Source organism: Rhizobium sp. BR 249 (genome assembly GCF_047445895.1).
In the GTDB taxonomy this organism is placed as follows: domain Bacteria; phylum Pseudomonadota; class Alphaproteobacteria; order Rhizobiales; family Rhizobiaceae; genus Rhizobium.
The window spans coordinates 96,663-121,774 of sequence record NZ_JARWKX010000011.1 but is presented as its reverse complement, the minus strand read 5'-3'; the positions used below and the strand labels follow the sequence as shown (position 1 = coordinate 121,774).

Annotated in this window: 21 protein-coding genes and 1 pseudogene; 10 read left to right on the top strand and 12 right to left on the bottom strand. The window is 55.8% G+C overall.

Translation table 11 applies throughout. The features are described 5' to 3' along the window. Positions 1-27 precede the first annotated feature (27 nt). The 5 genes from QD408_RS12810 to QD408_RS12790 form a co-directional block, all read right to left on the bottom strand. A complete protein-coding gene (locus tag QD408_RS12810; RefSeq protein ID WP_190237450.1) occupies positions 28-822 on the bottom strand; it encodes an ABC transporter permease in 795 nt (264 codons plus the stop codon). 11 nt (positions 823-833) lie between these two features. After that, a complete protein-coding gene (locus QD408_RS12805; protein WP_414139544.1) occupies positions 834-1,703 on the bottom strand; it encodes an ABC transporter permease in 870 nt (289 codons plus the stop codon). After that, positions 1,696-2,766: an ABC transporter ATP-binding protein gene (locus QD408_RS12800; RefSeq protein WP_088682533.1), complete on the bottom strand. Its 1,071-nt coding sequence runs from the start codon at positions 2,764-2,766 to the stop codon at positions 1,696-1,698. The genes QD408_RS12805 and QD408_RS12800 overlap by 8 nt, the downstream gene beginning before the upstream one ends. A gap of 45 nt (positions 2,767-2,811) precedes the next feature. After that, a complete protein-coding gene (locus QD408_RS12795) occupies positions 2,812-3,843 on the bottom strand; it encodes an ABC transporter substrate-binding protein (RefSeq protein ID WP_210191799.1) in 1,032 nt (343 codons plus the stop codon). A gap of 337 nt (positions 3,844-4,180) precedes the next feature. Further along, entirely contained in the window at positions 4,181-5,095 is a 915-nt protein-coding gene (locus QD408_RS12790) for a LysR substrate-binding domain-containing protein (RefSeq protein WP_190237445.1), read from the bottom strand. 400 nt (positions 5,096-5,495) lie between these two features. Between QD408_RS12790 and QD408_RS12785 the strand changes: the two genes are divergently transcribed. The 8 genes from QD408_RS12785 to QD408_RS12750 all read left to right on the top strand — a co-directional run bounded on the left by QD408_RS12785 (position 5,496) and on the right by QD408_RS12750 (position 14,369). Next, on the top strand, positions 5,496-6,377 hold the full coding sequence (locus tag QD408_RS12785; RefSeq protein ID WP_088682536.1) for a dihydrodipicolinate synthase family protein: 882 nt from the start codon (positions 5,496-5,498) through the stop codon (positions 6,375-6,377). 91 nt (positions 6,378-6,468) lie between these two features. After that, the gene (locus QD408_RS12780; RefSeq protein ID WP_245313560.1) at positions 6,469-8,049 is read left to right on the top strand and encodes an ABC transporter substrate-binding protein; all 1,581 of its coding nucleotides are present in this window, start codon (positions 6,469-6,471) and stop codon (positions 8,047-8,049) included. A gap of 68 nt (positions 8,050-8,117) precedes the next feature. Further along, entirely contained in the window at positions 8,118-9,089 is a 972-nt protein-coding gene (locus QD408_RS12775; protein ID WP_414139543.1) for an ABC transporter permease, read from the top strand. A gap of 17 nt (positions 9,090-9,106) precedes the next feature. Then, the gene (locus QD408_RS12770; RefSeq protein WP_088682538.1) at positions 9,107-9,943 is read left to right on the top strand and encodes an ABC transporter permease; all 837 of its coding nucleotides are present in this window, start codon (positions 9,107-9,109) and stop codon (positions 9,941-9,943) included. Then, complete coding sequence (locus tag QD408_RS12765) at positions 9,936-11,546, top strand: ABC transporter ATP-binding protein (RefSeq protein WP_088682539.1); 1,611 nt, start codon at positions 9,936-9,938, stop codon at positions 11,544-11,546. Before QD408_RS12770 ends, QD408_RS12765 begins: the two co-directional genes overlap by 8 nt. 13 nt (positions 11,547-11,559) lie before the next feature. After that, positions 11,560-12,363, top strand: a complete 804-nt coding sequence (locus tag QD408_RS12760; RefSeq protein ID WP_088682540.1) for an IclR family transcriptional regulator — start codon at positions 11,560-11,562, stop codon at positions 12,361-12,363. After that, a complete protein-coding gene (locus tag QD408_RS12755; protein WP_414139542.1) occupies positions 12,360-13,304 on the top strand; it encodes a Gfo/Idh/MocA family protein in 945 nt (314 codons plus the stop codon). The genes QD408_RS12760 and QD408_RS12755 overlap by 4 nt, the downstream gene beginning before the upstream one ends. A gap of 147 nt (positions 13,305-13,451) precedes the next feature. Next, on the top strand, positions 13,452-14,369 hold the full coding sequence (locus QD408_RS12750; RefSeq protein ID WP_414139541.1) for a hypothetical protein: 918 nt from the start codon (positions 13,452-13,454) through the stop codon (positions 14,367-14,369). Positions 14,370-14,386: 17 nt separating this feature from the next. On the opposite strand, the gene QD408_RS12745 is transcribed toward QD408_RS12750, so the two are convergent. Next, complete coding sequence (locus tag QD408_RS12745; RefSeq protein ID WP_088682542.1) at positions 14,387-15,211, bottom strand: helix-turn-helix domain-containing protein; 825 nt, start codon at positions 15,209-15,211, stop codon at positions 14,387-14,389. 130 nt (positions 15,212-15,341) lie between these two features. Between QD408_RS12745 and QD408_RS12740 the strand changes: the two genes are divergently transcribed. Both QD408_RS12740 and QD408_RS12735 read left to right on the top strand, forming a co-directional pair. Next, complete coding sequence (locus QD408_RS12740) at positions 15,342-16,349, top strand: Gfo/Idh/MocA family protein (RefSeq protein ID WP_245313562.1); 1,008 nt, start codon at positions 15,342-15,344, stop codon at positions 16,347-16,349. 15 nt (positions 16,350-16,364) lie between these two features. Next, positions 16,365-17,246 (top strand): sugar phosphate isomerase/epimerase family protein, encoded by an 882-nt coding sequence (locus QD408_RS12735; RefSeq protein WP_414139540.1) that lies wholly within the window; start codon positions 16,365-16,367, stop codon positions 17,244-17,246. A gap of 101 nt (positions 17,247-17,347) precedes the next feature. Here QD408_RS12735 and QD408_RS12730 read toward each other — a convergent pair. The 6 genes and pseudogenes from QD408_RS12730 to QD408_RS12705 all read right to left on the bottom strand — a co-directional run. Beyond that, positions 17,348-18,219, bottom strand: a pseudogene (locus QD408_RS12730) (integrase core domain-containing protein); the annotation flags it as partial. An 836-nt stretch (positions 18,220-19,055) separates the two neighbouring features. Next, positions 19,056-20,699, bottom strand: a complete 1,644-nt coding sequence (locus QD408_RS12725) for a GMC family oxidoreductase (RefSeq protein WP_414139579.1) — start codon at positions 20,697-20,699, stop codon at positions 19,056-19,058. A 5-nt stretch (positions 20,700-20,704) separates the two neighbouring features. Continuing rightward, complete coding sequence (locus QD408_RS12720; protein ID WP_414139539.1) at positions 20,705-22,201, bottom strand: FAD-dependent oxidoreductase; 1,497 nt, start codon at positions 22,199-22,201, stop codon at positions 20,705-20,707. A 14-nt stretch (positions 22,202-22,215) separates the two neighbouring features. Further along, positions 22,216-23,316, bottom strand: coding sequence for an ABC transporter ATP-binding protein (locus QD408_RS12715; protein WP_088682547.1), 1,101 nt, complete (start codon positions 23,314-23,316; stop codon positions 22,216-22,218). A gap of 4 nt (positions 23,317-23,320) precedes the next feature. Then, a complete protein-coding gene (locus tag QD408_RS12710) occupies positions 23,321-24,199 on the bottom strand; it encodes a carbohydrate ABC transporter permease (protein ID WP_414139538.1) in 879 nt (292 codons plus the stop codon). Then, on the bottom strand, positions 24,189-25,085 hold the full coding sequence (locus QD408_RS12705) for a carbohydrate ABC transporter permease (RefSeq protein WP_088682549.1): 897 nt from the start codon (positions 25,083-25,085) through the stop codon (positions 24,189-24,191). Before QD408_RS12705 ends, QD408_RS12710 begins: the two co-directional genes overlap by 11 nt. Between the last annotated feature and the right edge of the window lie 27 nt (positions 25,086-25,112).

Here is a 25,112-nt window from a genome sequence, read left to right as displayed (position 1 = left end):
GCGAGGACGATCAGGCCGTTGCCGCGCCTACTTTTTGCCGATCAAAACCTTGTCCAATCCCACCACGCGGTCGAGAACGAACATGAGGAGCATTGTTCCAACGATCATTACCGTCGACACCGAAGTGGTGACCGGATCCGTGAGCATCGAAACCCGATGATAAAGTGCTACCGGAAGAGTGGTCGTACCCGGTGTCGCGACGAAGATCGTCATAGTGACTTCGTCAAAGCTCTGGATGAACGCCAAGACCCAGCCTCCGACCACGCCGGGCAGGATCAGCGGAAACAGGATCCGGCGGAATGAAATCCATCGTGTGGCACCCAGCGACCTGGCGGCAAGCTCCGCATCGCGGTCCAGGCCGATAACGGCGGAAAGGGTAAGCCGGAGAGAAAAGGGCACCACGATCAGCGCATGAACGAGAAGCAATGCCGCGAAGGAACCGGTCCATGCCATGACGGAAAAGAAGCGGAGAAAGGCAACGCCAAGGACAACATGAGGGATCATGAGAGGCGACAGGAGCAAGGCGGTCAGCGCGTCGCGTCCGATGAACCGATACCGGGCAATTGCGATCGCCGCAGGAATCGCGACCGCAGTTGCCAAAGTTGCAGATCCCAAAGCGAGCCATATCGACAGCCAGAAGGCGCTCACAAGCTCAGGAGCGTCGAATATGGCGCGATACCACCTCAAGGAGGCGCCATCGAAGGGCATCGAAATGAAGCCTTTGTCGGAAAAGGAAACCAAAACGATTACCGCCAAAGGAGCAATGATGAACGCTGTAAACAGCGTGTGGAATACCAGGGCCGCCGGCCCGTTCTGGCCAATGCCACGGTTACTCATGAGAACACCTGCTTGAATTTGCGCTCGATCAGGCGATTGCTTCCGACCACCACGAACACGATCCCGAAGAGCAGCAGGACCGCAACAGCAGCGCCAAGCGGCCAGTTCAGCGAACTCAGAAACTCGTCGTAGATTGCGGTGGTCACGACCTTCACCCTCCTGCCGCCAATCAGCGCCGGCGTTGCGAAGGCCGATGCGGACAAGGTGAAAACGATGATGGCTCCGGACAGAATGCCCGGCATCAGTTGGGGAAGGATGATGCGACGGAACGTTGTCAGAGGCCCGGCACCGAGCGAACGAGCAGCATTGGCGACCTGGTCGTCGAGCTTCTGCAGCGTGCTCCAGACCGCGATGACCATGAACGGCAGCATCACATGCGTCAGCACGATGACAACGCCCGTCATCGAAAACATCAGCTGAACCGGCTTCTGTACGAGGCCAAGCGAAACCAGCGACGCGTTGATGAATCCTTCACGGCCAAGAATGATTGACCAGCCAAGGGTGCGAACCACCACCGAGATCAGCAAGGGTCCCAGGATGACAACGAAAAAGGCGCCCTGCCAAAACGGCCGCATCCTGGCCAGGATCAGTGTTTCCGGCACACCGAGGACAATGCAAAGGACTGTCACGCCGAGGGACATCAGCGCGGTGCGCAGGAAGAGCTCATAGTAATAGCTGTCCGACAGGACCTCGAGGTAATTGCTCAAGGTGTATTCAGGCAATGTTCCACGCGCAGAATCAAATGCGTTGAACGACAGCATCGCCGTCAGCGCCAGAGGAACAACGAGAAGTCCTAAAAACAAGACGAGTGCCGGTGACGATAGAAACCATTGCCGACCATTGCCGCGTGTACTTATCTCAGCCATTGGCGGCCTCCGATGCGACACATTGCAAGTCGCCGTCATTCCAAGTGATCCCGACAACCTCGCCTTCCTCAGGCTGTGGAGTTCCGATATTGACTACGCTGAGGCGCAGATTTCCAAGATCGCTTTCGATTTCATAGAACCACACGCCCCCCAGAAACAGGCGCGTGACGATCGTTCCTTTGACCCTGCAGCTATCGGCAGGACAAATGCGGAGCCGCTCAGGTCGAATGAAAAGCTTGATCTGCCGGTCGTTGTGACCTCCGCTGGTCTTGGCCTGCAAGACCGCCGAGCCGACCCGAACCCTGGCGATCTCCCCTTGCACCGAGGTGATATCCCCGACAATGACGTTCGTCTGCCCGAGAAACTTAAACGCGAATTCAGAGGTGGGACGATCGTAGATTTCCTGGGGAGTACCGAGCTCGGCAATTCCCCCGTTGGCCATGACCGCGATCCTGTCGCTCATCGTCATGGCTTCGACTTGATCGTGCGTCACGAGAATTGTCGTGATTCCCAAGCGCCGTTGCAGGGCTCGGAGTTCGACATGCATCTCGCCGCGCAGTTTGGCGTCGAGGTTGGACATCGGCTCATCCAGCAGGAGGACACGTGGACGGATCGCCAGCACGCGAGCGATGGCAACGCGCTGGCGTTGCCCGCCCGACAACTCGCCCGGATAGCGCTTTTCGAGACCGGACAACCGGACCATGGACAAAGCTTCCGCAATGCGGTCCTCTAGCTGGGGCCGCTTCATTTTCCGCATCTCAAGACCGAAGCCGACATTTTGCGCGACGGTCATATGGGGAAACAGGGCGTAACTCTGAAAGACAACTCCCATGTCACGTTTTTCAGGCGCGGCATGCGTGATGTCCTGACCATCCACCAGAACGGCGCCGGCGGTCGGAGGTACGAACCCCGCGACCATCTGCAACGTGGTGGTTTTACCACACCCGGAGGAGCCGAGCAGCGATAGGAATTCTCCGCTTTCGACCTCAAGATCAACCTTGCGGACGGCATGGATGTCGCCCGCATAGGTTTTTGAAAGTCCGCGAATAGACAATGTAGTCATCGGATAAAGCTCAATCGTTGGCGTTACGGTCAAAGCGCGTCGCGCTTACTTTTCGACCGTCCGCGTCCACTCCTTCGTCCAGTCGGCGCGCTTCTGGTTGATTGTCGTCCAGTCAACGGCAACGAGCTTCGACAGCCGCTCCTCGCCGTAAGGCACGGCCGCGGCAAGTTCATCGGTGAGTTTCGTCTGACGATTTGTTGGTCCATAGCCTTGCGTTGCAAACTTCGCTTGAATGTCCGGCGACGCCAGGTATTGCAGGAGCGCTTGTGACGCCTCCGGAAGCTTCCCACCGGCGACGGCACAGGCGGAGATCACGATTGCCGGGGCACCTTCCTTGGGGTAGACGAACTCAGCCGGGAACCCGGTGCTCTTCAGCGCCACCGATCGGCCGCTTCCCCAGACCGCGACATCGATGTCGCCGTTCTGAAACATCTGTGCGAGCTGCGCATTCGATGACGACCAACTCAAAACGTTCGGCGCCAGTTTCTCGCGGATCGCGTCAAATCCCGGCTCGATATCCGTTTCGCCGCCGCCGTTCATTCGAGCGAATATGACCAGGGTGTTGAGACCGTAGGTTCCGGAAATGGGGTTGGAAGCAAGCCGTTGAGCGAATTTCGGATCAGTAAGATCGTTCCAGGAGGTGGGGGCCGGCCAGCCGTTCTTCTCGAAAGCCTGCTTGTTGTAGGTGATGCCGGTGGCCACTAAACCGAGCCCGATCGCCCGGCCGTCGAAAGTTGCAATACTTGCGAGATCGTAGACATCCTTGTAGACCGGCGCGTCCGAAACCTTGTCGCACAGACCGAACTGGATCGCCTGGTGCATCGGGCCATCATCGACCATCGCAACGTTGATTTCTTGGTTGCCTTTCTGCGCTTGTAACTTCGCAATGGTTTCGCTGGAGTTTCCGGGGACATAGACAATCTTGACATTATGCTTCGCTTCGAACGACGGAGAAATCTCCTTCTCGAACATCGTTTGGAAGTCACCGGAATAGCCGGCGAAATACAGCGTATCCTGCGCTAACGCGGGCGAACTCAATGCGGTTGCTGCAAGCAAGCAAAGCGTATTCATTTTCATCATCGTTCCCCTTGTTTGTTTCGGGCGGTCCGCTTGTGAGCGGTCGGTCCGCTCTCGCCTTTCGGCCTGACGGATACGCACGGTAGGAGCGGAAGGGGAGTGAAGCAAATAGAAATACGACAAGGGGTTATGCGTTTTTGATATATCGATGAAGCAAAAATTCCGTATCTCGCCACTACAATACCGGCGATATCGACCTGAATGCTCGCTGCGGTATGTCTCTGTTGTATCCGGCGCTTGGCCGGTTGCTTATATTGGTGCGGCTTTTCTACCGTCTGCGAACGAGAGCTCTGACGCCTATCGCGGCCTAAAGTTCACTTCTGGGCGCAGCTCCCATTCAAGGCAATGACGAGCCGGTCAGCAGGTGCTTGTCATCGCGCAATACGAGCTTGAGCGTGTCGACGAAGCTGGCAATGAGCCGATCTTCCGGGCGGCCTTTCGGATAGATCAGATATCCAAAATGCTTTATCGCAGGACGGAACGGCCGGGTTACGATATCTGTGTGCCGGTAGTCCAGAGCGGCCAACGGGTTCACTATGGCGATACCGAGCCCTTGAGCAACAAGCGAGCACGTGATCGAACTGTACGAGGTCTCCAAGTTGATCGTGCGGCTTATCCCAGCCTCTTCAAAAATCGCGTCGACAGCTGAATAACCGGATTCGTTGCGCGGAAACGAGATGTATGGCTCGTCAGCAATATCGCTTGGCCCCAGGGATGTCTTGGCCGCAAGGTGATGTCCCTTCGGCATCACACAGACGGCGTCAATCTCGTACAGAACCTCGCTTTCAAGCGCGTAAGCTGCGTTGAGTTGAGAGACAATTCCAATGTCGCAAATCTGATCATCCACCCATTCGGTGATCGCAGATGAGTGACCGGTATGGATCGATATGCTTACCTCGGGATATTGCTCGGCAAAGCGTTTGACCGTTCGAGGAACCAGACCGAGCGCGATCAACTGGATCGCGGCGATAGTGAGAGAACCGCCGCTAAACCTGCGGATTCTTCTCGCCGCCTCCTCAAGGTGCCGCAAACCCGCAAAACTGCGCTGCACTTCTTTGAAGAACGAAAGTCCGTCGCTGGTAGGGACAAGCTTGCCGGGCAAGCGCTCGAACAGCTGCAGACCGCTGATTTTCTCGAGCTGAGCAATCGACCTGCTCACGTTGGGTTGAGACGTGTGCAGGATTTCCGCCGCGGCCGTGGTCGAGCCTGAAAGCATGACCGCCCGAAATGCTTCAACGTGAGAAAATCGCATGACGCCGATCTATCTTTTTTCGGTTGGCTGCCGAGATCTACAAGCCGGCAGGATTACACCAATCAGCCACATTGTATGGAAACAAGCTAGCTCGCCCTCATTCGTTGATTACGACGAGGAACACTTCGCCACTGTTTGCAAAGTTGGAGCTCCGGACGGTCGGCCGGGGAGTGCGCTGTTTCGCGTGAGACCCGGCAGGCGCTGTCGACGCGTCTGTCCGGTGCCGCTGTCGTCCGTGACGGCCTACTGGCCATCGCACGCTCGAGGAGCATTCGCAATAAATCGATAAGTGACGCGATGTGACGCACTTGCTTTCAATGCGAGTTGACACATAAAGCCGACTGCTGAAGAATTTCATTGTGCGAATGTTGCTTTCAATCAGTGAAATAAGGAAAGAATCATGACGAGACAAACGCTACGCAAGGAAGAGATTAGCGGCGTCATACCGCCACTCGTTTCGACGTTCGCGGCGGACGGAAGCTTGGATCTCGAGCTTTTCCGAAACGAGTTGCGCTTCATGGAGAGTGTTGGTGTCACATTGGCTGTCGTTGGAGGCAGTACAGGGTCGGGAGATGAGTTGTCCGCTGATGAGCTGGAGCAGCTTGTCTCGGAGGCGGTGCAGAACAGCTCCATTCGCATTATCGCCGGCGTGATCACAACAACAACGAAGGATGCGATCCTGCGCGGCCAGAAGGCAAAAGAGGCAGGGGCGAGCGCCCTGATGGTCGGCCCGCCGATTTATACGACGCCGTCGCAGGAGGGTCTCGAGGCGTTTGTCCGAGATATCCACGACGCGACGCAAATGCCGATCATTTTCTACAATCACTTTTTCAGCCCTCCTTCGGTCATGCAGCGCATCGCCAAGCTTCCTGGTGTGATTTGCGTAAAGGAGGTCGCGCTTGAGCCGGTCGCTGAGCTCGTTCAGACAGTTGGCGACCGAGTTGCGATTGCTGCCGGCGCGGATAGTGTGAACATTGCAAGTTTCCTATTGGGCGCAGACGCGTCGATTTCCGGCGTAAACACTGTGATCCCGAAAGAGTACGGGGAAATCTACCGCGCTCACGTCGAAGGCGATTACAGACGGGGCAGAGAATTGACCGAGAAAATCGCGCCTCTTGCGCGAGAGATGATCAAGCCGGCCAACTTTCCCGCACGTGTGAAGTTCGCGATCAATCTCCTGGGTCGCCGGGTGGGCGAACCGCGGAAGCCCAGCGGCGATCTGGCCAGAGAAGATCAAGAAAATATCCGCGCTGCGCTGCGCCACGCAGGTCTTATCGCATAGCTCAAAGACCTTCCGAGGTGTCGGATCATCTTTTCCAGCTTTCGGCACCTCATCCGCTTGCCGTTACAAACACAAAAAGGGAGCAGCTGTCATGAAAGAGAAGAGCACCAACATCTTTACATCGGCGACAATGCCGCGACGCAATTTCCTCAAGGCGGGACTGGCCGTCGGGTCTTGCATCGCACTAAACCCAGCCATTGTCGATCGAGCGCTTGCCGATGAGCCGGCCCGCGGGGGTATTCTGAGAGTGGGTCTGGGCGCAGCAGGGGCCAAGTCATCGCTGAACCCGTTTATTTCGACGGGAGACATGGATTTTGCCGTCGCACAATCGATCTTCGACCGGTTGACCGATTTCGACGGCAACGGAAACATCTACAACAGTCTGGCGGAGGACTTCAGTCACAACAAGGAAGGCAACATTTGGAAAATCCGAATTCGCAGCGGCGTTGTCTGGCATGATGGGACGCCATTCTCTGCGAAAGACGTAGTCTACTCGCTGCAGTACATGCTGACGCCGGAAAACAAGGCGGACGGCTACACCAACCTTTCAACCTTGATGAAGCCGTCGAACGTTCGGGCGCTCGACGATAGCACGGTTGAAGTCTCGCTCGCCAAACCCTACGCGCTTCTGCCCCAGGTTCTCGGCAGCAAAGTGATGTTTCTGGTGAAGGATGGCACGAAGGACTTCAACCAGCCTATCGGGACCGGGCCCTTTAAATTTGTCGAGTGGAGCCAAGGTCAACGGGTGACCCTGAAGCGCAATGACGCCTTCCGGAAAGCGGGAATGCCCTATCTCGATGGTGTCGAGTTCATAGCAATCAATGACCCGACGGCACGAATGAACGCGCTGATTGCCGATCAGGTCGATGTTGTTGCACAACTCGATGGCAATCTTGCTCGTATCATCGAGGCAAACCCAGCGATGGCTTTGCTGCGGTCACAGAGCGCTGCCACTACAGACCAATTCATGATGGTGGCGCAGAAGCCGTTCACCGATGTCCGAGTACGCCAGGCGATGCGGTTTCTTGTCGATCGCGAGCAGCTGGTGACCAACGCGTTGGCCGGTTATGGCAGGGTTGGCAACGATCTTCATTGCATAACGGATCCCGATTACGCTTCTGCGCTGCCGCAGCGACAGCACGATCCGGATCAGGCCCGCGCGCTCCTGAAAAAAGCAGGATACGACAATGATCTATCGTTTGAGCTCTACACCTCGGACGCGGCGCCAGGAATGCTGGCATCCGCGACCCTTATCGCGAACCAGGCAAAACAGGCTGGCGTGAAAATCGACCTGAGTGTTGTCCCGCCGGACAGCTATTACTCCGGACCGAAATTCAAGAAGACCGCCATGGCCAGCTCCGACTGGGGACAACACACGATCGAGTCGGTGTTTGGACAGGCATATGCCCGCGGTGCCTATTGGAACGAACCGGATTGGACCAACGACACGTTTGACAAGTGGGTTTCCATGGCTCGCACCACGTTCGATCCATCTCAGCGGAAGGAGTACCTCTTCGAGGCGCAAAAGATCATCTGGGAAGATGGCGGCTATATCATCTGGGGCTTTAGAGACCTCCTGGACGCCGCGAACGTCCGCGTAAAGGGGCTTCTTCCCTCCAGCCAGCGTAATCTTGGCTATTACCGCTTCGAAGGGATTTCCCTGCAAGCCTAGTCAGCTTTTGCCTTGCCTACGATGCTCCGCCTGGCGATGAGGCGGAGCACCAAAAGAAGGGAACACGGATGATTATTGCACGCTTTTCCAAGCTGCTGATCGGAAGACTGGCGCTTTCGATTCTGACACTGGTAGCTGTCTCGGCGGTGGTCTTCACTGCGACGCTCTACCTTCCAGGAGATCCGGCAAGGGCCGCGCTCGGCGCAAAAGCTGATCCTGCCGCCGTTGAGGCGCTGCGTGTTGAGTTCGGCTTGGACCGCCCTGCATTTTCCCAGTACGTTTCTTGGGCGACAGGCGTTGTCTCCGGAGATTTTGGAAAGTCCATTCCGTCGGGTCGTCCGGTCTGGGAGATGATCCGACCGAAGGCGATAAATACCGTGATCCTGACAGCCTCTTCGCTTCTGTTGTTGATTCCTCTGTCGTTTTTACTGGGAATCGCAGCAGCGATATGGAAAGATCGATTTCCTGACCACATCATCACCGTCCCGACCATAGTCCTCGTGGCGCTGCCGGAATTCGTTGTCGGCACTGTGCTGATCGTTGTCTTCGCCGTTGGTCTACACCTGCTCCCGCCGGTATCGCTTATCCAGGGGAACAGAACGCTGCTGTCACAGTCGACCCTCTTTTTTCTGCCGGTCGTCACTCTCCTGTGCACCACGCTGGCCCAAGTCGTCCGTATGGTGCGGGCCGTCGCCATCGAGGTGCTGTCGGCAGAGTATGTATATATGGCTCGTCTCCGTGGCCTTGGCTCAGGCCGCGTGCTCATACGCCATGTCTTCCCCAACGTCGTAACCCCATCAATTCAGACCATTGCACTGAACGCGGCTTGGCTTGCAGGTGGAGTCGTCGTGACGGAGGCGGTATTTCAACTGCCCGGCATCGGCAGTGCGTTCGCAGACGCTGTCATCAACCGGGACATGCCGACAGTATTGGCCGTGACCCTGTTGATCACGGCAACATACGTTCTGATCAATCTGATCTCTGAGATCCTGATCATGTTTCTCAACCCGCGTTTGCGGGCACAGCACGCCGTGCTTTGATTTCGTGAGGAAGATCAATGCTTCGAACTTTGCACCTTATGTTTTCAAATCGTGCCTCATGGATATCTTTGCTCCTCATAGTAGCGGTCGTCGGCGTCGCCGCCGTCGGGCCCTGGCTGGCGCCTTACGCGTACGATGAGATCGTTGGCCCGCCTTTTTCACAGCTATCACGGGACCACATCCTGGGGACGGATTTCCTTGGGAGAGACGCTTTCAGCCGGTTTCTCACCGGCGGCCAAACCATCTTGACGATCGCCGTGCTTGCAACGACCCTGGCATTTATGATCGCAGTGCCGATTGGAATATTATCAGGTCTTCGGCGCGGCTCGTTTGACCACGCTCTCGTAGCGCTGTCGGACATCGTCTATGCCTTGCCGCCCGCCATCTTTCTGCTCGTGCTCCTCGCAGCAACCGGGCCCAGCCTGACCACGGTGATTTTCGGCATTGTGTTTATCCACGTACCCCGTGTCCTGAGGATCGTTCGGCTGATTACGATCGACATATCTCGAAACGAATATGTCGAGGCAGCATTCGTCAGAGGGGAAAGCTGGTCGGCAGTGTGCCTCAAAGACATCCTGCCGAACATCCTTCCTCCGATATTTGCTGACTATGGCGTCCGGCTTTGCGGATCGATCATTCTCTATGCCTCGCTCAGTTACCTTGGCCTGGGACTGCCGCCGCCTGCCGCAGACTGGGGAATGATGATCAGCGAGAATCGCTTGGGCATCACGATCTCCCCCTGGCTTGCGGTAGCACCGGCGGCCGCGATAGCGATCTTCTCCGTCGCAGTGAACGTCCTGACCGACAACTTCGCGCGTTCCATCGGCCATTCGAAGAGGCAGGGAAATGCTTGATTCTCCATTGATCGTTAAGAACTTGTCGATGCGCGACACCGAGGGCCGCATCATAGTAGACGACGCCTCGATAGCTGTCGGCGAGGGCGAAGTGCTCGCTATTATCGGGGAATCGGGGTCCGGGAAAACCTCATTGGCTCTTGGCCTGCTGGGCTTTGCGCGGCCCGGTATGCTGATCAGCGGCGGCGAGGTGATGATCGATAATGAAGATATCCTGAGTGTCTCGGAGCAAAAGCTGCAAACATACAGGGGAAGCAAGGTTTCGTTGGTCCCACAGAATCCGACGACGAGTTTCAGCCCGCGCATGAGAATCGGCGATCAGATCGCAGAACTGCTGAGCGTTCACGGCTACTCAGCGGCGGAGACCCCGGCCTTGAGGCGGGACATGCTCGAGAATGTCGGCTTACCCACAGATGGTGGCTTCCTGCGCCGTTACCCGTTTGAACTCAGCGGCGGCCAGTTGCAAAGGGTCGCGATCGGGATGGCGTTCATTACTCGCCCTCGCGTGATCGTCATGGACGAGCCCACCACGGGGCTCGACGTCTCGACGCAACAAACCATTTTGAACTTGATACGCGAACTGGTCCAGACGTCGAAGGCGAGCTTCGTATATGTGACGCACGACCTTGCAGTCGTGCATAACATCGCCGACAGCGTCGCCGTCATGCTTGGCGGAAAGATCATTGAAACGGGCACGAGAGAGCAAATCTTTGCGGAGCCCGCAACTGACTATACGCGCACGCTGCTCAGCACAATTCCGGAGTTACCCGATCGGTGTAACGTCGTCGAGGAGGTTGGCGCTTCCAACGGGGCTCTCCCCGCTGTGCTTAAGATTGAAGATTTGAGCGTTTCCTATGGTGATGTCAGGGTCGTCCACGGGATTTCATTTTCAATCGATCGTGGAGAATGCCTAGCTCTTGTCGGCGGGAGTGGTAGCGGCAAGACAACGACGGGGCGGTGCATTGCCGGTCTTCATGCAAACGGTCACGGCCGAATGACTTTTCAGAATGCGGCGCTGAGCTTCGGCTACCGTAACCGTTCGCGGGCGCAACTGGCCGCGCTTCAGATCGTGTTTCAGAACCCTGATCGTTCTCTTAATCCGCGTGAATCCATCTATAATGCGGTGGGTCGCGCAGCAAAACTTGCGGGCGCGGACGAAGGCTCAATGGACTCTAAGGTGACACAGCTGCTCGACAGAGTGCGTTTGCCACGACGCGTTTCCACCTTGTATCCGGCGGACCTATCAGGTGGAGAGAGGCAACGTGTTGCGATTGCCCGGGCTCTTGCAATGAGCCCCCACCTGCTGATCTGCGACGAGATCACCTCAGCCCTCGATGTTTCCGTACAAGCAGCCGTTGTCGATCTCCTTATGGAGCTGAAGCGTGACGGGTTATCAATGTTGTTCATAACCCACAACCTTCCATTGGTGTCCGAGATTGCCGAATCTATCATCATAATGAAGAATGGTATGGTGACAGAACGCGGAAGCACGAACCAGGTTTTGCGTTCCCCCCAGGACGAATATACGCGACTTCTCTTGGAGGCAGCTCCGAGGGTTCAGGCGAAATACCTCGCATCTCGCGTGGTTCGGTTTCCTAGTTAATAAGGACGGGCGGATGGAAGTGGAAAGCGGAAAGTCGACACGATTTGATGCTGTCGACCGGGCAGCTGCAATTCTCGCTGCTCTCGGCGCTGCCAACGGACCGAGTTCTTTGTCGCAAATTGCCCGTGAGGTAGGATTGGGGCAGCCGACTACGTCGCGGTATCTAACGAGCCTGGTCGGCCACGGGTACGTCGAACGGGACGGCAATGGGCGATACGTGCTTGGCATCGGGCTTTACCTTCTGGGGCAGAAAGCCCTCCAACATCGTGATGTACGCAATCTGGCGCGTCCCCAGCTCGAAGCGCTTCACCGCCGTTACAACGAGACCGTCAGTCTCGCGCTGTGGGTTCATAATGAACTTGTCGTAATTGATTGTATTGAGGCCACTCAGGCACTTAAACAGGGAGCAACCGTCGGACTGCCGAATCCGTGGCACGCAAGTTCACTTGGCAAATCGATTTTGGCTTGGCTGGACGAGAAGACGCTTAACGTTTTGCTGCCCACGCCAGCGCTGGAAGTATTCACCAAGAATACACTCTCAACCAGATCTCTGCTGCGGGCTCAGTTCCAAACCATCCGTGCGCTGGGCTTTGCGGTCGATGACGAAGAATCGTCACTCGGGGGACGTTGTATCGGCGCGCCTGTATTCGATGCGACGGGGCGCCCAATTGCAGCAATCAGCATGAGCGGCCCCGTTAGTCGCATCGTTTCGGAGGACATTGCATCGATCGGTGATGTTATCTCGGCGGCTGCAAAGGAAGTTTCTCGCGCTTTAGGCTATCAGGAATCGCCGCAGAAGAGGATGCAAACGGCATGAAGATCGGGCTTGTCGGTGCCGCGCACTGGGCATCGGAAATTCACGCCCCCGGGCTCGCCGGTGATCCTGATGTGACCTTCGTTGGAGTTTGGGCGAGAGATCGGGGCAAAGCAACTGCACTGGCCGACACCCACATGGTCGAGGCGTTCGACAATTTTGACGAGCTATTGGACGAAGTGGATGCCGTCAGCTTCGCCGTCGCGCCCGGCGCTCAAGCCACGTTAGCAAAAAGGGCCGCAGAACGGGGAAAACATGTGCTGCTCGAAAAGCCGATAGCGCTCAATCTGGGGGATGGCATCGCGTTGAACGATGCAATACTCAACAGCGGTGTACGCTCTGTTGTTTTTCTGACCCGCCTGTTTCACCCGAGGCTCCGATCGCAGCTTGCATCGGCTGCTCAAGCACACGGTTTGATGCATGGGAGAGTGAGGATCGTGGCGAACTCCATGAGAGTTTCATCGCCATACAACAACTCGCAGTGGCGCCACGATCCGCATGCTGCCCTTTGGGACTTGGGGCCACACGCACTTTCCGTCTTGCAGTCCGTCCTTGGGGGTATCTCAGAGGTTTGCGCTAAGTTTGATGCCAAGGGCCATGTTTTGCTGTTCGCTCGCCACAAAGGCGGCGCTACATCATATTCGGAACTCGCATTAACTGCGCTCGACGCTGACCTCGCAAGTGACACCGCTTTTGTTGGGAGTGAAGGCAAGGTTGAGCTGCCGCAGATCGACATGATCAACGGGGGTGCAGCAGAGGCCTATCGCGAAGCAATTCGTCAGTTGGTCAGCGGAAAAGAGGAAAAACCATATTGCGACGCCACCTATGGTTTGCAGCTTCTGCGGCTTATGGCTGAATGCGATGAACAATTACGCATCCCGAATTCGCATCGCGCTTCAACCCTGACGCTCGGCGGTACGGACTATGGTCACCACGCCGGCTAGCTTATTCTGACGCGCGCCCATGGGCTGACGTTGCAAGCCCTCGAAACTCCACCACTGTCTGCGCAGCCGAATGAGTTCGATCTTGAAGGGTGGCTAACCATCCGGGCGAGCGCATTATAGGGGGCGAACAATTCCCATTGAAGCTCGATGCCCACCGGGCCCGCATCGACCGCAGGCGACGGCGCGGCTCCGCCTTCCAATTGGTATCGCCGCCGGCTCGGACTGTGCAAGCTCGTCCTCATGCCGACTTCTGACGCAATGTGGCGCAAACCAAGCAGCGTGTCACTTCAGAAAAGCGGCGCCCGCGCACTGTTTTCGAGTACCCATCCGTGGCTTCATATGCTTGAGCTTTGGAATTTATGGGATCCGACGACCGTGAAGAACGCAACAAGAGACCTTGCATTCGCAGATGAGTTTATCTCCGCCAAGCTGGTGGAAAACGTTGTCGATTATGACGTGAGCGACGCGGTTGTTGTCAACCTCGGCCCCTCGCCCATGGTAACGGGTACGGAACATCCAGCGATCGTTCCCGCCTGGAAATCGACCTGGCTGAAAGGCGGGAGAATCAAGTCGGCGGAACGCGCAGCATTGATCAAGGTCGTCAAAGCCACGAACCTTGGCGGCGCGCAATTCCGCGGTTGGGATTGGCTCGGAAATCGTATCCGTAGCTTCCCGCGCGACACGCCCCTCTTCATTTCCGCTCAAGACGAGATCGGTCAGGTGAGGGTGGACCCCCGCGTTTTCACCAACGAAACCGCCGAGTCTATCGCCGAGCAAACTTTTACGCTGAAGTTGAACCTGTGGTGGTCCCCTGGCGACACGGACTGCTTCATTCACAATGAACATCCTTTCCTCGAGGTGCACACACAAATCCACGGCCTGGGGCGGATGCAGAAATTCGCCGAACGCGATCAGTTAACGCTCTATGAAGACGTCGTCATGCCGATTGGCTATTCGCACGACCCGTTTTGCAGGGTGACAGGATATAATCAGTGGACCTATCCTTGGCATAGATATTACGCAGACACTGATTCCGTCTGGTTGGCTGTTGAGCTGCATCCTTGATGGCCTTCGGGCGAGTCTCAAGACATCTGGATCATGTCCGAGCCATCTCCTAGATACTGAAGGGCCTCGCGAGGTATTGCGGGGTCATTTTTATCCATTACCGTAATCCCCTTGATTTGCTCCCTCCTAAGCAGCCCAGGCCCTCGATAGTGAAGGGCTACTTTGGTTGAGTAAGGCTGCCGGAAGACGGTTGCGGCAATACCGCTTGAAATCCCGAACATGAACTTTTTGGAGTTTCGCTTCACCTGCGCATAGACACCGAAGGTCAGTTCGTTTGACTGAATTCCTTCAAAGTCTGCGGTAAAGAGGCGATCTGCGATCGGAAAGCAAAACCCATAATATTTGAAGACATACTCCATCTTCTTCGGGTCGTCGAAACTGGGGAACCGTTCGACATAATAATGTTGCAGGAACTGGTTGGATCGGTAGATGCAGAATGCCGACTTCAGCACAAAACCTTTGTAGATCGACGAGAATTGGTATCGATCGTAGACGCCGATCAGGTCGCTATCGGGTACCGAGTTTTCCACCAACATGGTCGATACAAATCGCGAAAACTCAGGCAATTGCCGCGCCGCCGACATAGCGTGGAAAAAGTTGCCATCGACCAGGGTTCTGAACTCTTCGGGGTCGGAGAAAAGAATGGGAACACTGAGGCCGAAGTAGTTTGCGATGATCCTCATGTTCGCCGCCGACGGAACATGAGATCCAGACAGATATTTATTAAACTGCTGCCGATTTACCTTTATTTTCCTGCATACAGCTGCCACTGACCCTTGTTGATTGCAAAGAGTTCGAAGATTGGCAGCGAAGAAGGCCGTATCGCTGATAAGATGGTTCATTGGCCGTCCAGAAAATGACGCGTATTGACGCTATAGCTACGCTATATCGCGAAAGCCTTAGACGCAATGCGAAATTGCTCCGGCCGTCATTCCCCTTACATTTTATTGCGAATATGAAGGGGATCGATCATTGCCAGCAAGCGCCGAAATCGGTTGGGCGATTATGGGCACGGAAACCATTGCTACGGAGCACATGGTATCTGCGATCCGGTCGATCGGCCATTTGCCTCTATGGGTTTTCAGCCGAAACCTTCAATATGCGCAGGCTTTTGCAGGCGATCTAGATATTTCGAACGCTACCAGTGATCTGACAACTGTCTGGGCTGCGCCCCAGGTCCGGTTTGTCTATGTTAGCGCGACGAGAGATCGGCGCCCCTATCACGTGGCTGCAGCAGCGAGAGCCGGAAAGCACATCTTATGCGATGGGCCCCTCTGCGATGATCGCGAGCAAGCCACGGAACTAGTGAAACTCTGCCATGACATGAAGGTCACCTTAGCAGTACATCACGTCGCCCGCGCATCCAATGTGCACCAGACGATGAAGAGGCTAATCCGCGACGGCGACATCGGCCAACTGCAATCTATAATCGTCATTCGTGGCGGTCCCCACGAGCCACCGCCGCAACGGCGCGGTAAGGTCGAACGCGCTGCCGGCGACATCTTCTTCGATGCAGCCATCGAAAGTGTCGACCTTGCCCGATACCTTACCGACGCCGAACCTCGCCAAATCAGCGGTCTCAAAAAGGTACAGGATCAACTCCCGCTGCATCTGGCGTTCTTATTGCGCATGAACGACGGCTGCATCGTTCAGGGGCATGAGAGTTTCGCAACCTCCGAGATCGAGGATATGGTGCTGGTGGCCGGCAACAAAGGCTCGCTCATTGCGAATGGAACGTTGAACGGCCGCGGAGCTGGAACGCTTACGCGACGGATCGCGGGTAAGAACGAACTGATCCCAATACGCGAGCGCGATGTGCACGCCGCTGCGATGCATGATTTCGTTACCGGTTTGCATGGAAGGCCCACATGGCTTTCGACCGGAGAAGACAGCATATCAAATCTTCAAACTATCGAGGCACTGCGAACGTCAGTGAAAACGGGTGAGGTCGTTGATTTGAACAATATATCGGCCAATTAGCGCAGGAGCAGGTTCGTGACTACCACTCAAAAAATCATCCTTCACTCTCTGGTTGCCAGACACTCGACCATGGCGATCGATCTGGAGATTGCGAAGCAGCTTGAATTTGATGGGCTGGAGGCATCGGGGTCGAAAATCAGCGACTGCCTGGCCGCCGGCGTTTCCAAAGCGTCGCTGCGGGAGATGGTCGATGGTATGTTTATCCCCGGGATTGGCTTCCTGATCAACATTGAACGCCAAAACGACGAACGACCCCAGTTGTTCAGTGACGCCGTACGACTTTTCGAGTTGGCGACGGCAGTCGGCGCAAAGGGTGTCGAGGTTATAACGGGGCCGCTCAGCCTTGATGCTGTAAGATCAAAAACTCCGATTCAGGGGCTATATCGCGGTCTGATCGATCGCCCAGAACAGGAGCAGATTGACCTTACTGCAGCGAATTTGCGGGAACTCGCCGACGTGGCCGCATCACATGATCTTACGCTGTACCTTGAATCGCTATCCTGGACACCACTGAATACCATCGACAAGCAGCTCAAGGTCATCGAGAAGGCGGGACGGACCAACATCAAGCTGCTCATAGATTATTGGCACTGCTATACCTCCGGCGATACTCCTGAAAGAGTTGCCAAAATCGACAAGGATCTCATCTATGGTGTGCACGTGTGTGACTCCCTGGAGTTCAAAGGCGGCATACCTGACGAGCCCATTTTGCGCGACGTACCAACCGGTGACGGCGTTTTGAACCTGAAGGAATGGACAGATGCGGTGAAATCAACTGGCTATGAAGGCTGGTGGAGCTGCGAACTTTTCTGCAATCGAAATCACCAGGAAAACAGCTTTGACGTTGCAAGACAGCTTAAATCCCTGATGCAATCGCTCATTGGCCCAGCAGTTTGAGATCAAATCTTGAGCTACTTTTTTCAGGTTTCCTCAAACACGCATCGGTCGCGGCGTGCCCTAAGAGGCGCCTGGGTCGACTATGACCTGCCACTGAACTTTCATCCAGCGGCGATTAGAGCCTCGGCGGTTTTCGATCCGGCAAGTGGCGCAGGGTGAGCAACCGGCGGAAACGCGAAGCTTTCATCTCGCGTAGCGTTGTAGCCGGTTGCGGCAATATCATCGGCAAAAGCCGCCGGGGTCTGTATCCCCGCGATGAATGCGGCCGGAAGTGGTTGTAATCGGTCGGCCCATTAAGCATTGCGCTTCGGGCATGGTCGAGGCCGAAGAACAGGCTTTCGTTGAGCAGTTCGTCGCGCACGCGGTCGTTGAAGGATTCGACATAGCCGTTCTGCATCGGCTTTCCCCGTGCGATGTAATCCCGCTCGACCTTGTGTTCCTTTGACCAGACGAGGATCGCGTTCGACGTGAATTCCGTGCCATGGTCGGAGACAATCATGCGGGGCTTTCCCGCAGCTCGATGAGCGCCGCCAATTCGCGAGCAACGCGACGACCGGAGATCGAGGTGTCAGGTATCGCCGCCAGGGCGCGTGACGCGTCATCGACGACATTGAGCACGCGGAAGCGTCTGCCGCAGGCGAATTGGTCGTGGACGAAATCCAGGCCGGCTCTCCCTCCCACCAAAGCAGGACAAACAGTCGCCGATAACTAAAACGCCGTCTCGGTTGCGAGTTCTCGCAGCCTTGCACGCAGCTCAATCTCCGGCGGTCGGCATGACCGATAGCGCACCGTCTTGCGCTCGGCGGATATGATCTGGCGGGACGGCCGTTCCGAAAGCCCCATGACGGCCTTCAGATGCGCGACGGCTTCACGCTTAGCGGCAGGCCCACCATTTTTTCTGCAGAAGCTCGCGTTGTGCTGTGGCATCCAGCGGTTTCGCCGACGATTCCCATCTTGTACGCGCATTTCGGTCAAAATGGCGCACGACGCCGTCGAACTTCCGAAAATATGGCTCCGCAACAGGGAATTCAGAATTGAATGTACCGACAAAAGTGTTAGCCTGAAAAGAGTTTCGCCAAATCGCGCTTCACGGACGCTAGGCACCCACAAAGGCCTGATGCCTTTTTTTAGGAGCGTTATCATCGTTGCCTGAAAGAGATGCTCGATAGCCACCTGAGAAAAATTTTGTGTTTCAAAGACATCGAGGCAATTCCAGACAAGATTACAAAGCTCTGCCAAATGCGAGCCTCTCGCCGTCGTGAGATCCACGATCGGATCGAATTCCAAATCTCTTGTGACAGGGCCATTCAGCAGTTCACTCGCTTTCTGGACCATTGCCGCCTTTTTGAAAGCCAGGCCGATATAGCTGCAATTTTCGTGAACTGTCGCCTCCTGCAAGCGCATGAGACTGCCTAGAAATCCGGTGGCTTGAGTCGATGGCGCGCTTCTGGCCCCAACAACTGTTCCGCTCAACAAAGGCATGCGAAAAGGGTAAGCGTCGGGCGCGCCGAACGCCGCCATCATATTTGAACTATGGTTTCCCTTCCATGCGCTGAAATTACCAACGATGTAGTGTTGATTTTTCCCTGGAACTCCAATGGACACGGCCCAGCACCTCAGCCGCATGGGCTGCGTCATTCCCGATAAACAAGGAGGGCAACATTCTGCAATCGACCCCGCTAAACCTTGGCAGTCGGTCGCTCAACCGCGACCGACAATGCTCGGTTGCTATGTGGACCTGCAATGTGAGCGGGTAAGCAACGAACTTAATCCACTCAATCGGCCGACCTGGGAGTTCGGGCCAATGCGCTAAGCGCAAGCAAGCATAAAATCCGCGGCTCGCTCCCCAATCATGATACATACCGCGTTGGGATTTCCCGAAATTAAAGTGGGCATGACTGAAGCATCGGCGACCCGAAGTCCTTCGATTCCCCGCACGCGAAGCTTTGGATCGACAACGGCCATTTCGTCCGTGCCTATTCGGCAGGTGCCCGACGGGTGGAGAGCTGCATGTGCGTTACGCTGGCAGAATGCTCTCACCTCATCCCGCGTCAGGACGCTCCGGTCGGGCACGTATCTGGAGTGAAGGTATTTCGCGATGGCAGGTTTGGACATGATATCCATTGCCTTCATCGTGCCATCCGTAATTGCATCCAAGTCGTAAGGATCAGAAAAATAATTGGGAGACACCCGGGGGTCAGCGGCAAAGTCGGAGCTGGTCAATGTAACTTCACCGCGTGACTTTGGCCGAATCTGCCCGAGGTTGATGGTGCATCCATTACCACCCGGAACAGCATCGACTCCTTCCTCGATACCCGCGCCGACCACCATGAAATATTGGATATCCGGAACCTGTTCCTCCTTGTTGCCCCACCAGAAAGCTCCTCCCTCAATGAGGTTTGAGGAGGCAGGCCCCCCCTTAAAGAGCGCGTAATTGAGACCCGCTGCGGCTTTCCAATGCAATTTCTTGTATTTGTCGTAACTGTGGGGTCCATTTAGCTGGTAGATAAGCGATATTTCGACGTGGTCTTGAAGGTTTTTTCCAACGCCGGGGAGATCAGCCTGTACCGCGATGCCATGACGGGACAGTTCTTTTTCTGCACCGATGCCAGATAGCATCAGCAACTTCGGCGTGCCGATCGCGCCGGCCGAAACAATAATCTCTCGTTCAGCCCGAAGCACGTGCTTTTCGCCGTTTCGAACATATTCAACGCCGACCGCTTTGCCGTCTTCGATAATAATACGAGTAACGACGGTACGAGTAACAACCTGCAGATTTGGCCTTTCCCGTGCGGGCTTAAGGTAGGCTACAGCTGCGCTGCTGCGTCGACCGTCCTTCGCTGTGATCTGATAGAGACCGCACCCAGCCTGATTTCCGGAATTGAAATCCGCATTGTAAGGCAAGCCTGCCTGCTGGCAAGCCTGCAGCCAGCTGCGAGTGAGCGGGTGAATGTAGTCAATGTCAGAGACGCCTAGCGGCCCCCCAACGGCATGAACTTCGTTGCAAAAGCGATTGTTGTCCTCTGCGCGAAGAAAATAGGGTAGAACATCATCATATCCCCAGCCCTCAGCGCCGAGCTGAACCCATTGCTCGTAGTCAAACGGTACGCCGCGAATATAGATCATCGCGTTCACAGAGCTGCCGCCGCCCAAGACGCGGGCCTGAACCATTGTCTGCTTTTCGTTTCGGGCCAACTCGGGACCGGCTTCCCAGCTTAACCGCTTGAGCAAGCTACCTTGCGCTGTTTTGTAGTACGCTCCAGGGATGTGTATGTATGGGCTGGCATCAGGCGGCCCCTCTTCGAGAAGAGCCACTTTGACGGATTCGTTTTCAGAAAGGCGCGATGCAATCACGCAACCGGTCGAGCCACCTCCGACAACGATATAGTCATAGCGGCTTTCCTTGCCTGAGATCGGCTTCACGCCGTAACGAGCAGAACCGAGACAGTTCATGAACATTAGCGGCTCCCTATCGATGCGCCTGCCTTAATTGCGAGGGCAGCAATGGTAAGGGCCGGGTTGACGGCTGCCGAGGTCGGCAATACCGACGCGTCAGTGATGTATAGGTTCGAGATATCATGGCTCCGGCAGTTCAGGTCGACAACCGATGTTTTGGGATCACTTCCGAGCCTGGCGGTTCCACACTGATGGGACGTCGTCTTTCTTCCAAATGTATGGGTCAATACGACCGGGAAGCCGGCCTTCCGCATCACCTGCTTCGTCTTTTTGATTAACGCTTGATGCGCGCGCATGTTTGAACGCACCCAGTTGACGACGATCCGATCGTGCCTGACCATAACCCGGCTTTCCGGGTTGGGGAGATCTTCGCTCGTAAGGAACCACCCATATGCGTGCCTTGCGATGATGTTGATGAGCCAGGATGGTGCGGGTACGGGAAAATTCGCTTTCAGGATGTTACCGGTGATGTGACCAAGCAGTTGCACGTTTCCCAAGGGCGCTCCGAATTCGTTGTTCTCATTGTAGAAATCATTGAAAGCCAAGGTCTTCTGATAGACTGAGGCGTTCCGTTTGTAGTCCAGTACGAGCATCGCGGAGGTGTTATGGTTCATGAAATTCCGGCCCAATTGGTCCGAACTGTTTGCCAGGCCCATCGGATGAGCCGCGTTCGCAGACCGAAGAAGCAACGCGGAAGTCTGAACAGCGCCGGCGGCCACAGCGAAGACATCCGCCGTAACAGAATGTACTGCTCCGTCCTTGGTGAACGTCGCTGATATGATGCGCTTACCTGTTTCATCGGTCTCCAGGCGAGATACGCTTGCGCCGGTGATGACACTCACGTTCGGATGCTGAAGGGCGCGAGTTAAAGGTCCGACTTCGGCGTCGATCTTGCCTAACCCGGTATTTGGAAAGGCGTCCCAGCCGGTTTTTGCACGTCCAAGCCACGCCTCGAGGTCGATGGCAAGCGGAAGGCTGGCGGGATGGATCCCCGCCCTTTTTAGACGCGCTCGCACTGATGCGATGGATGGCTCGTCCGGAACGGCCGTGTAGGAATAAGGTCGGCTATGGGGAGGTTCGGTTGGATCCTCCCCAGTGGCACCACGCACGCGAAACACCTCTTCAGCGCGCTCATACCAGGGCTCAAGGTCGTCGTATGCCATAGGCCAGCCTGGTGAGTTCCCGTCGAGGTGGGGACGGGGTAAAAAATCTTCCTTCCGGTAACGGTACATGACCGCCCCGAAAAATTTCGAGTTTCCGCCGACATAGTAGTAGTTGTTGGCCAGAAAGCTCTCACCGTCTGTCCCAAGCCACTCCTCGGCCGGTCGATAGAACCCCTTTTGAAAGATCGCAATGTCGTCCCGAGCTTCGGCGCTGTCCTTGAGGTAGTCGCCGCGCTCCAGGATAGCGATCCGTCGCCCCGATGCGGCCAGGCTATAGGCCAAGGAGCTGCCACCAACTCCGGAACCAATGATCACAATGTCTGCATTGTGTTGCATGGCTGTGTAAATCCTCAATCGATCCGCGCTTCAGTCTGTGCATCGAACAGCACGATTTTCGAGCCGTCGACAGACAAACAAGCTTCAGCTCTTGACCTGGCGCTGTTGGGGGGAAGTCGTGCTGTCACTTCCACACCGGCAAGCTGGAAAACAACAAGCGCGTCCGGCCCGGTGGGCTCGACAACGTCAATATCAACCGTCAGGCAGTTTGCGCCTGCGCTCGGTGCGGGGCTGAAGTTTTCCGGTCTGATCCCGATCAGCACATCCTTGGTTGAATATTTCTTCAGTGCGGATGCGGAGATCGGAATGCCGGAAATGCGAGCCGGTGCCCGGTTCGGAATTTGCACGACTGCGCTCACACCGGAACCGTCGGCTTCAACCCGTGCAGGGACAATGTTCATGGACGGAGAGCCGACGAATTTCGCGACGTAGACGTTGGCCGGCCGATCATAAACCTTTTGAGGCTCATCCAGGTGCTGGACGATACCGTCCTTCATCACGGCAACGCGTGTCGCGAGCGTCATTGCTTCGATCTGATCGTGCGTGACGTAGACAATCGTCGTTCCCAAGCGCTGATGGAGGCGCTTGATCTCCGTTCGCATGTCGACGCGAAGCTTTGCATCAAGGTTCGAGAGAGGCTCGTCAAACAGAAAGAGCTTTGGCTGGCGGACAATGGCACGTCCCATTGCGACGCGCTGACGCTGTCCTCCGGAAAGCTGTGATGGCTTTCGATCCAGCAGGTGGCTGATCTGGAGCAACTCGGCTGCTGATCGCACGGCTTTATCGCGATCGGCGGGGGAGACTTTGCGAATCTTCATGCCGAATTCGATGTTTTCACGCACCGTCATGGTCGGGTAAAGCGCGTAGGACTGAAACACCATCGCGATGTCGCGGTCTTTTGGCGACAGATCATTGACCACGTTGTTGGCGATGCGAATCTGGCCCCCGGTGATCGTTTCGAGACCAGCGATCATATTGAGGAGTGTCGATTTTCCACAGCCGGATGGTCCTAGCAGCACGAGGAAATCGCCGGTGCCAATGGAGATCGAGACCTCCTTCAGCACTTCAAGGTCACCATAGGCTTTGCGAACTCGATCGATTTCAAGAGTAGACATTGTATCAGCCTTTCACGGCACCGGCAGTCAGTCCGCGGACGAAGTAGCGCCCGGCGATGACATAGACGACAAGGGTTGGAATTGCGGCAATCATTGCTGCGGCCATATCGACGTTGTATTGTTTTCTACCCATCGTCACATTGACGATGTTGTTCAGTGCTACGGTGATCGGTGATGACTCACCCGCGGTGAACGACACGCCAAAGAGGAAGTCGTTCCAGATCTGCGTGAACTGCCAGATGCACGAGACCACGATGATCGGAAGAGCAGCTGGCAACATGATAGAGAAGAAGATACGAAAGAATCCGGCACCGTCGATCTGAGCTGCGCGGGTAAGTTCGTCCGGAATTGTGATGAAGTAGTTGCGGAAAAACAGGGTTGTGAAACTGATCCCGTATACCGTGTGAACTAGGACCAGTCCGGGGATGGTGCCGGAAAGTTTCAGTGCCCCAAGCAACTGAGCCATTGGCAGGATCACTGCCTGAAATGGCAAGAAGCAGCCGAACAACAACATTCCAAACACGAAGTTCGAGCCCGGAAATCGCCATTTCGTAAGAATGTAGCCGTTGATTGCGCCTATCATGGTCGAAAGGGTGACCGCAGGGACGACCATGAGGAGCGAGTTGACGAAGTACGGCTTGAGACCGCCGCACGCAGTGCCAATGCACGCCTCACCCCAGGCCTTCTGCCAAGCTTCGAAGGAGATCACCTTGGGAAGTCCAATGAACGAACCGGAATAAATCTCGTCCAGAGACTTCAAAGAGGTGACGATCATCACCCACAGCGGCATCAGATAAAAGGCGGCAAGTGCGATGAGCGAACCGTAGATGAATATCCGGCCAAACTGCAAAGAGCGTCGCGCTGAGCTAGCTTCAGTGTGCATTGCGGCTCTCCTTCAGCTCCGAATACAGGTAAGGCACGATGATTGCCGCGACGGTCATCAACATCATCATCGCGCTGGCCGCTCCGATGCCCATCTGGTTCCGCTTGAACGTGGCAGAGAACATGAACGTTGAGGGCATTTCGGTCGCGCTGCCCGGACCACCGCCCGTCAATGCCAGGACGAGGTCGAAGCTCTTGATCGAGATGTAGCTGAGGAGAACAACGACGCTGAGAAATGCCGGTCGCAGCATGGGGACGATGATGCTCATGTAGATGCGCGGCAGTGTCGCACCCTCGATTTGAGCAGCCTTAATGATCGACGTATCGATACCGCGGAGACCAGCGAGGAAGATCGCCATGGCAAATCCAGTTGACTGCCACACCGCCGCGATTACCACACAATAGATTGCGTATTCCGGCCGAGTGATCCAGTCGAATACGAAGCCTGTCCAGCCGAGTTCATTGACAACCTTCTGAACACCCAGCTCGGGATTGAGAATCCACTTCCATGCCGTGCCCGTTACGATGAACGACAGCGCCATCGGATAGAGATAGACAGCCCGAAGAAAACCCTCTGCCCGCACCTGCTGGTCAAGCAAGATCGCAATGAACAGACCAAGCGCGATGGTGACCGCAAGGAACAGCACCGTGAAGATGAACAGATTTGCGACCGCTGTTTCCCATCGAGGCGTCGCCCATAGACGCATATAATTTTCTAAGCCCACAAAATCGAACCTAGGAACCATTTTTGAGGACGACAAAGAAATTCCGGCCGTCCAGGCGATGAAGAGATAAACCCCGACGAAAACGACGATTAGGCTCGGCGACAACACGAGCCGAGGTAGCCAGCGCGCTAGTTTATCTTTTAGTGAAGGTGTCCTGTGCATCACAGTAATCCGGCGTTGAAGGCGTAC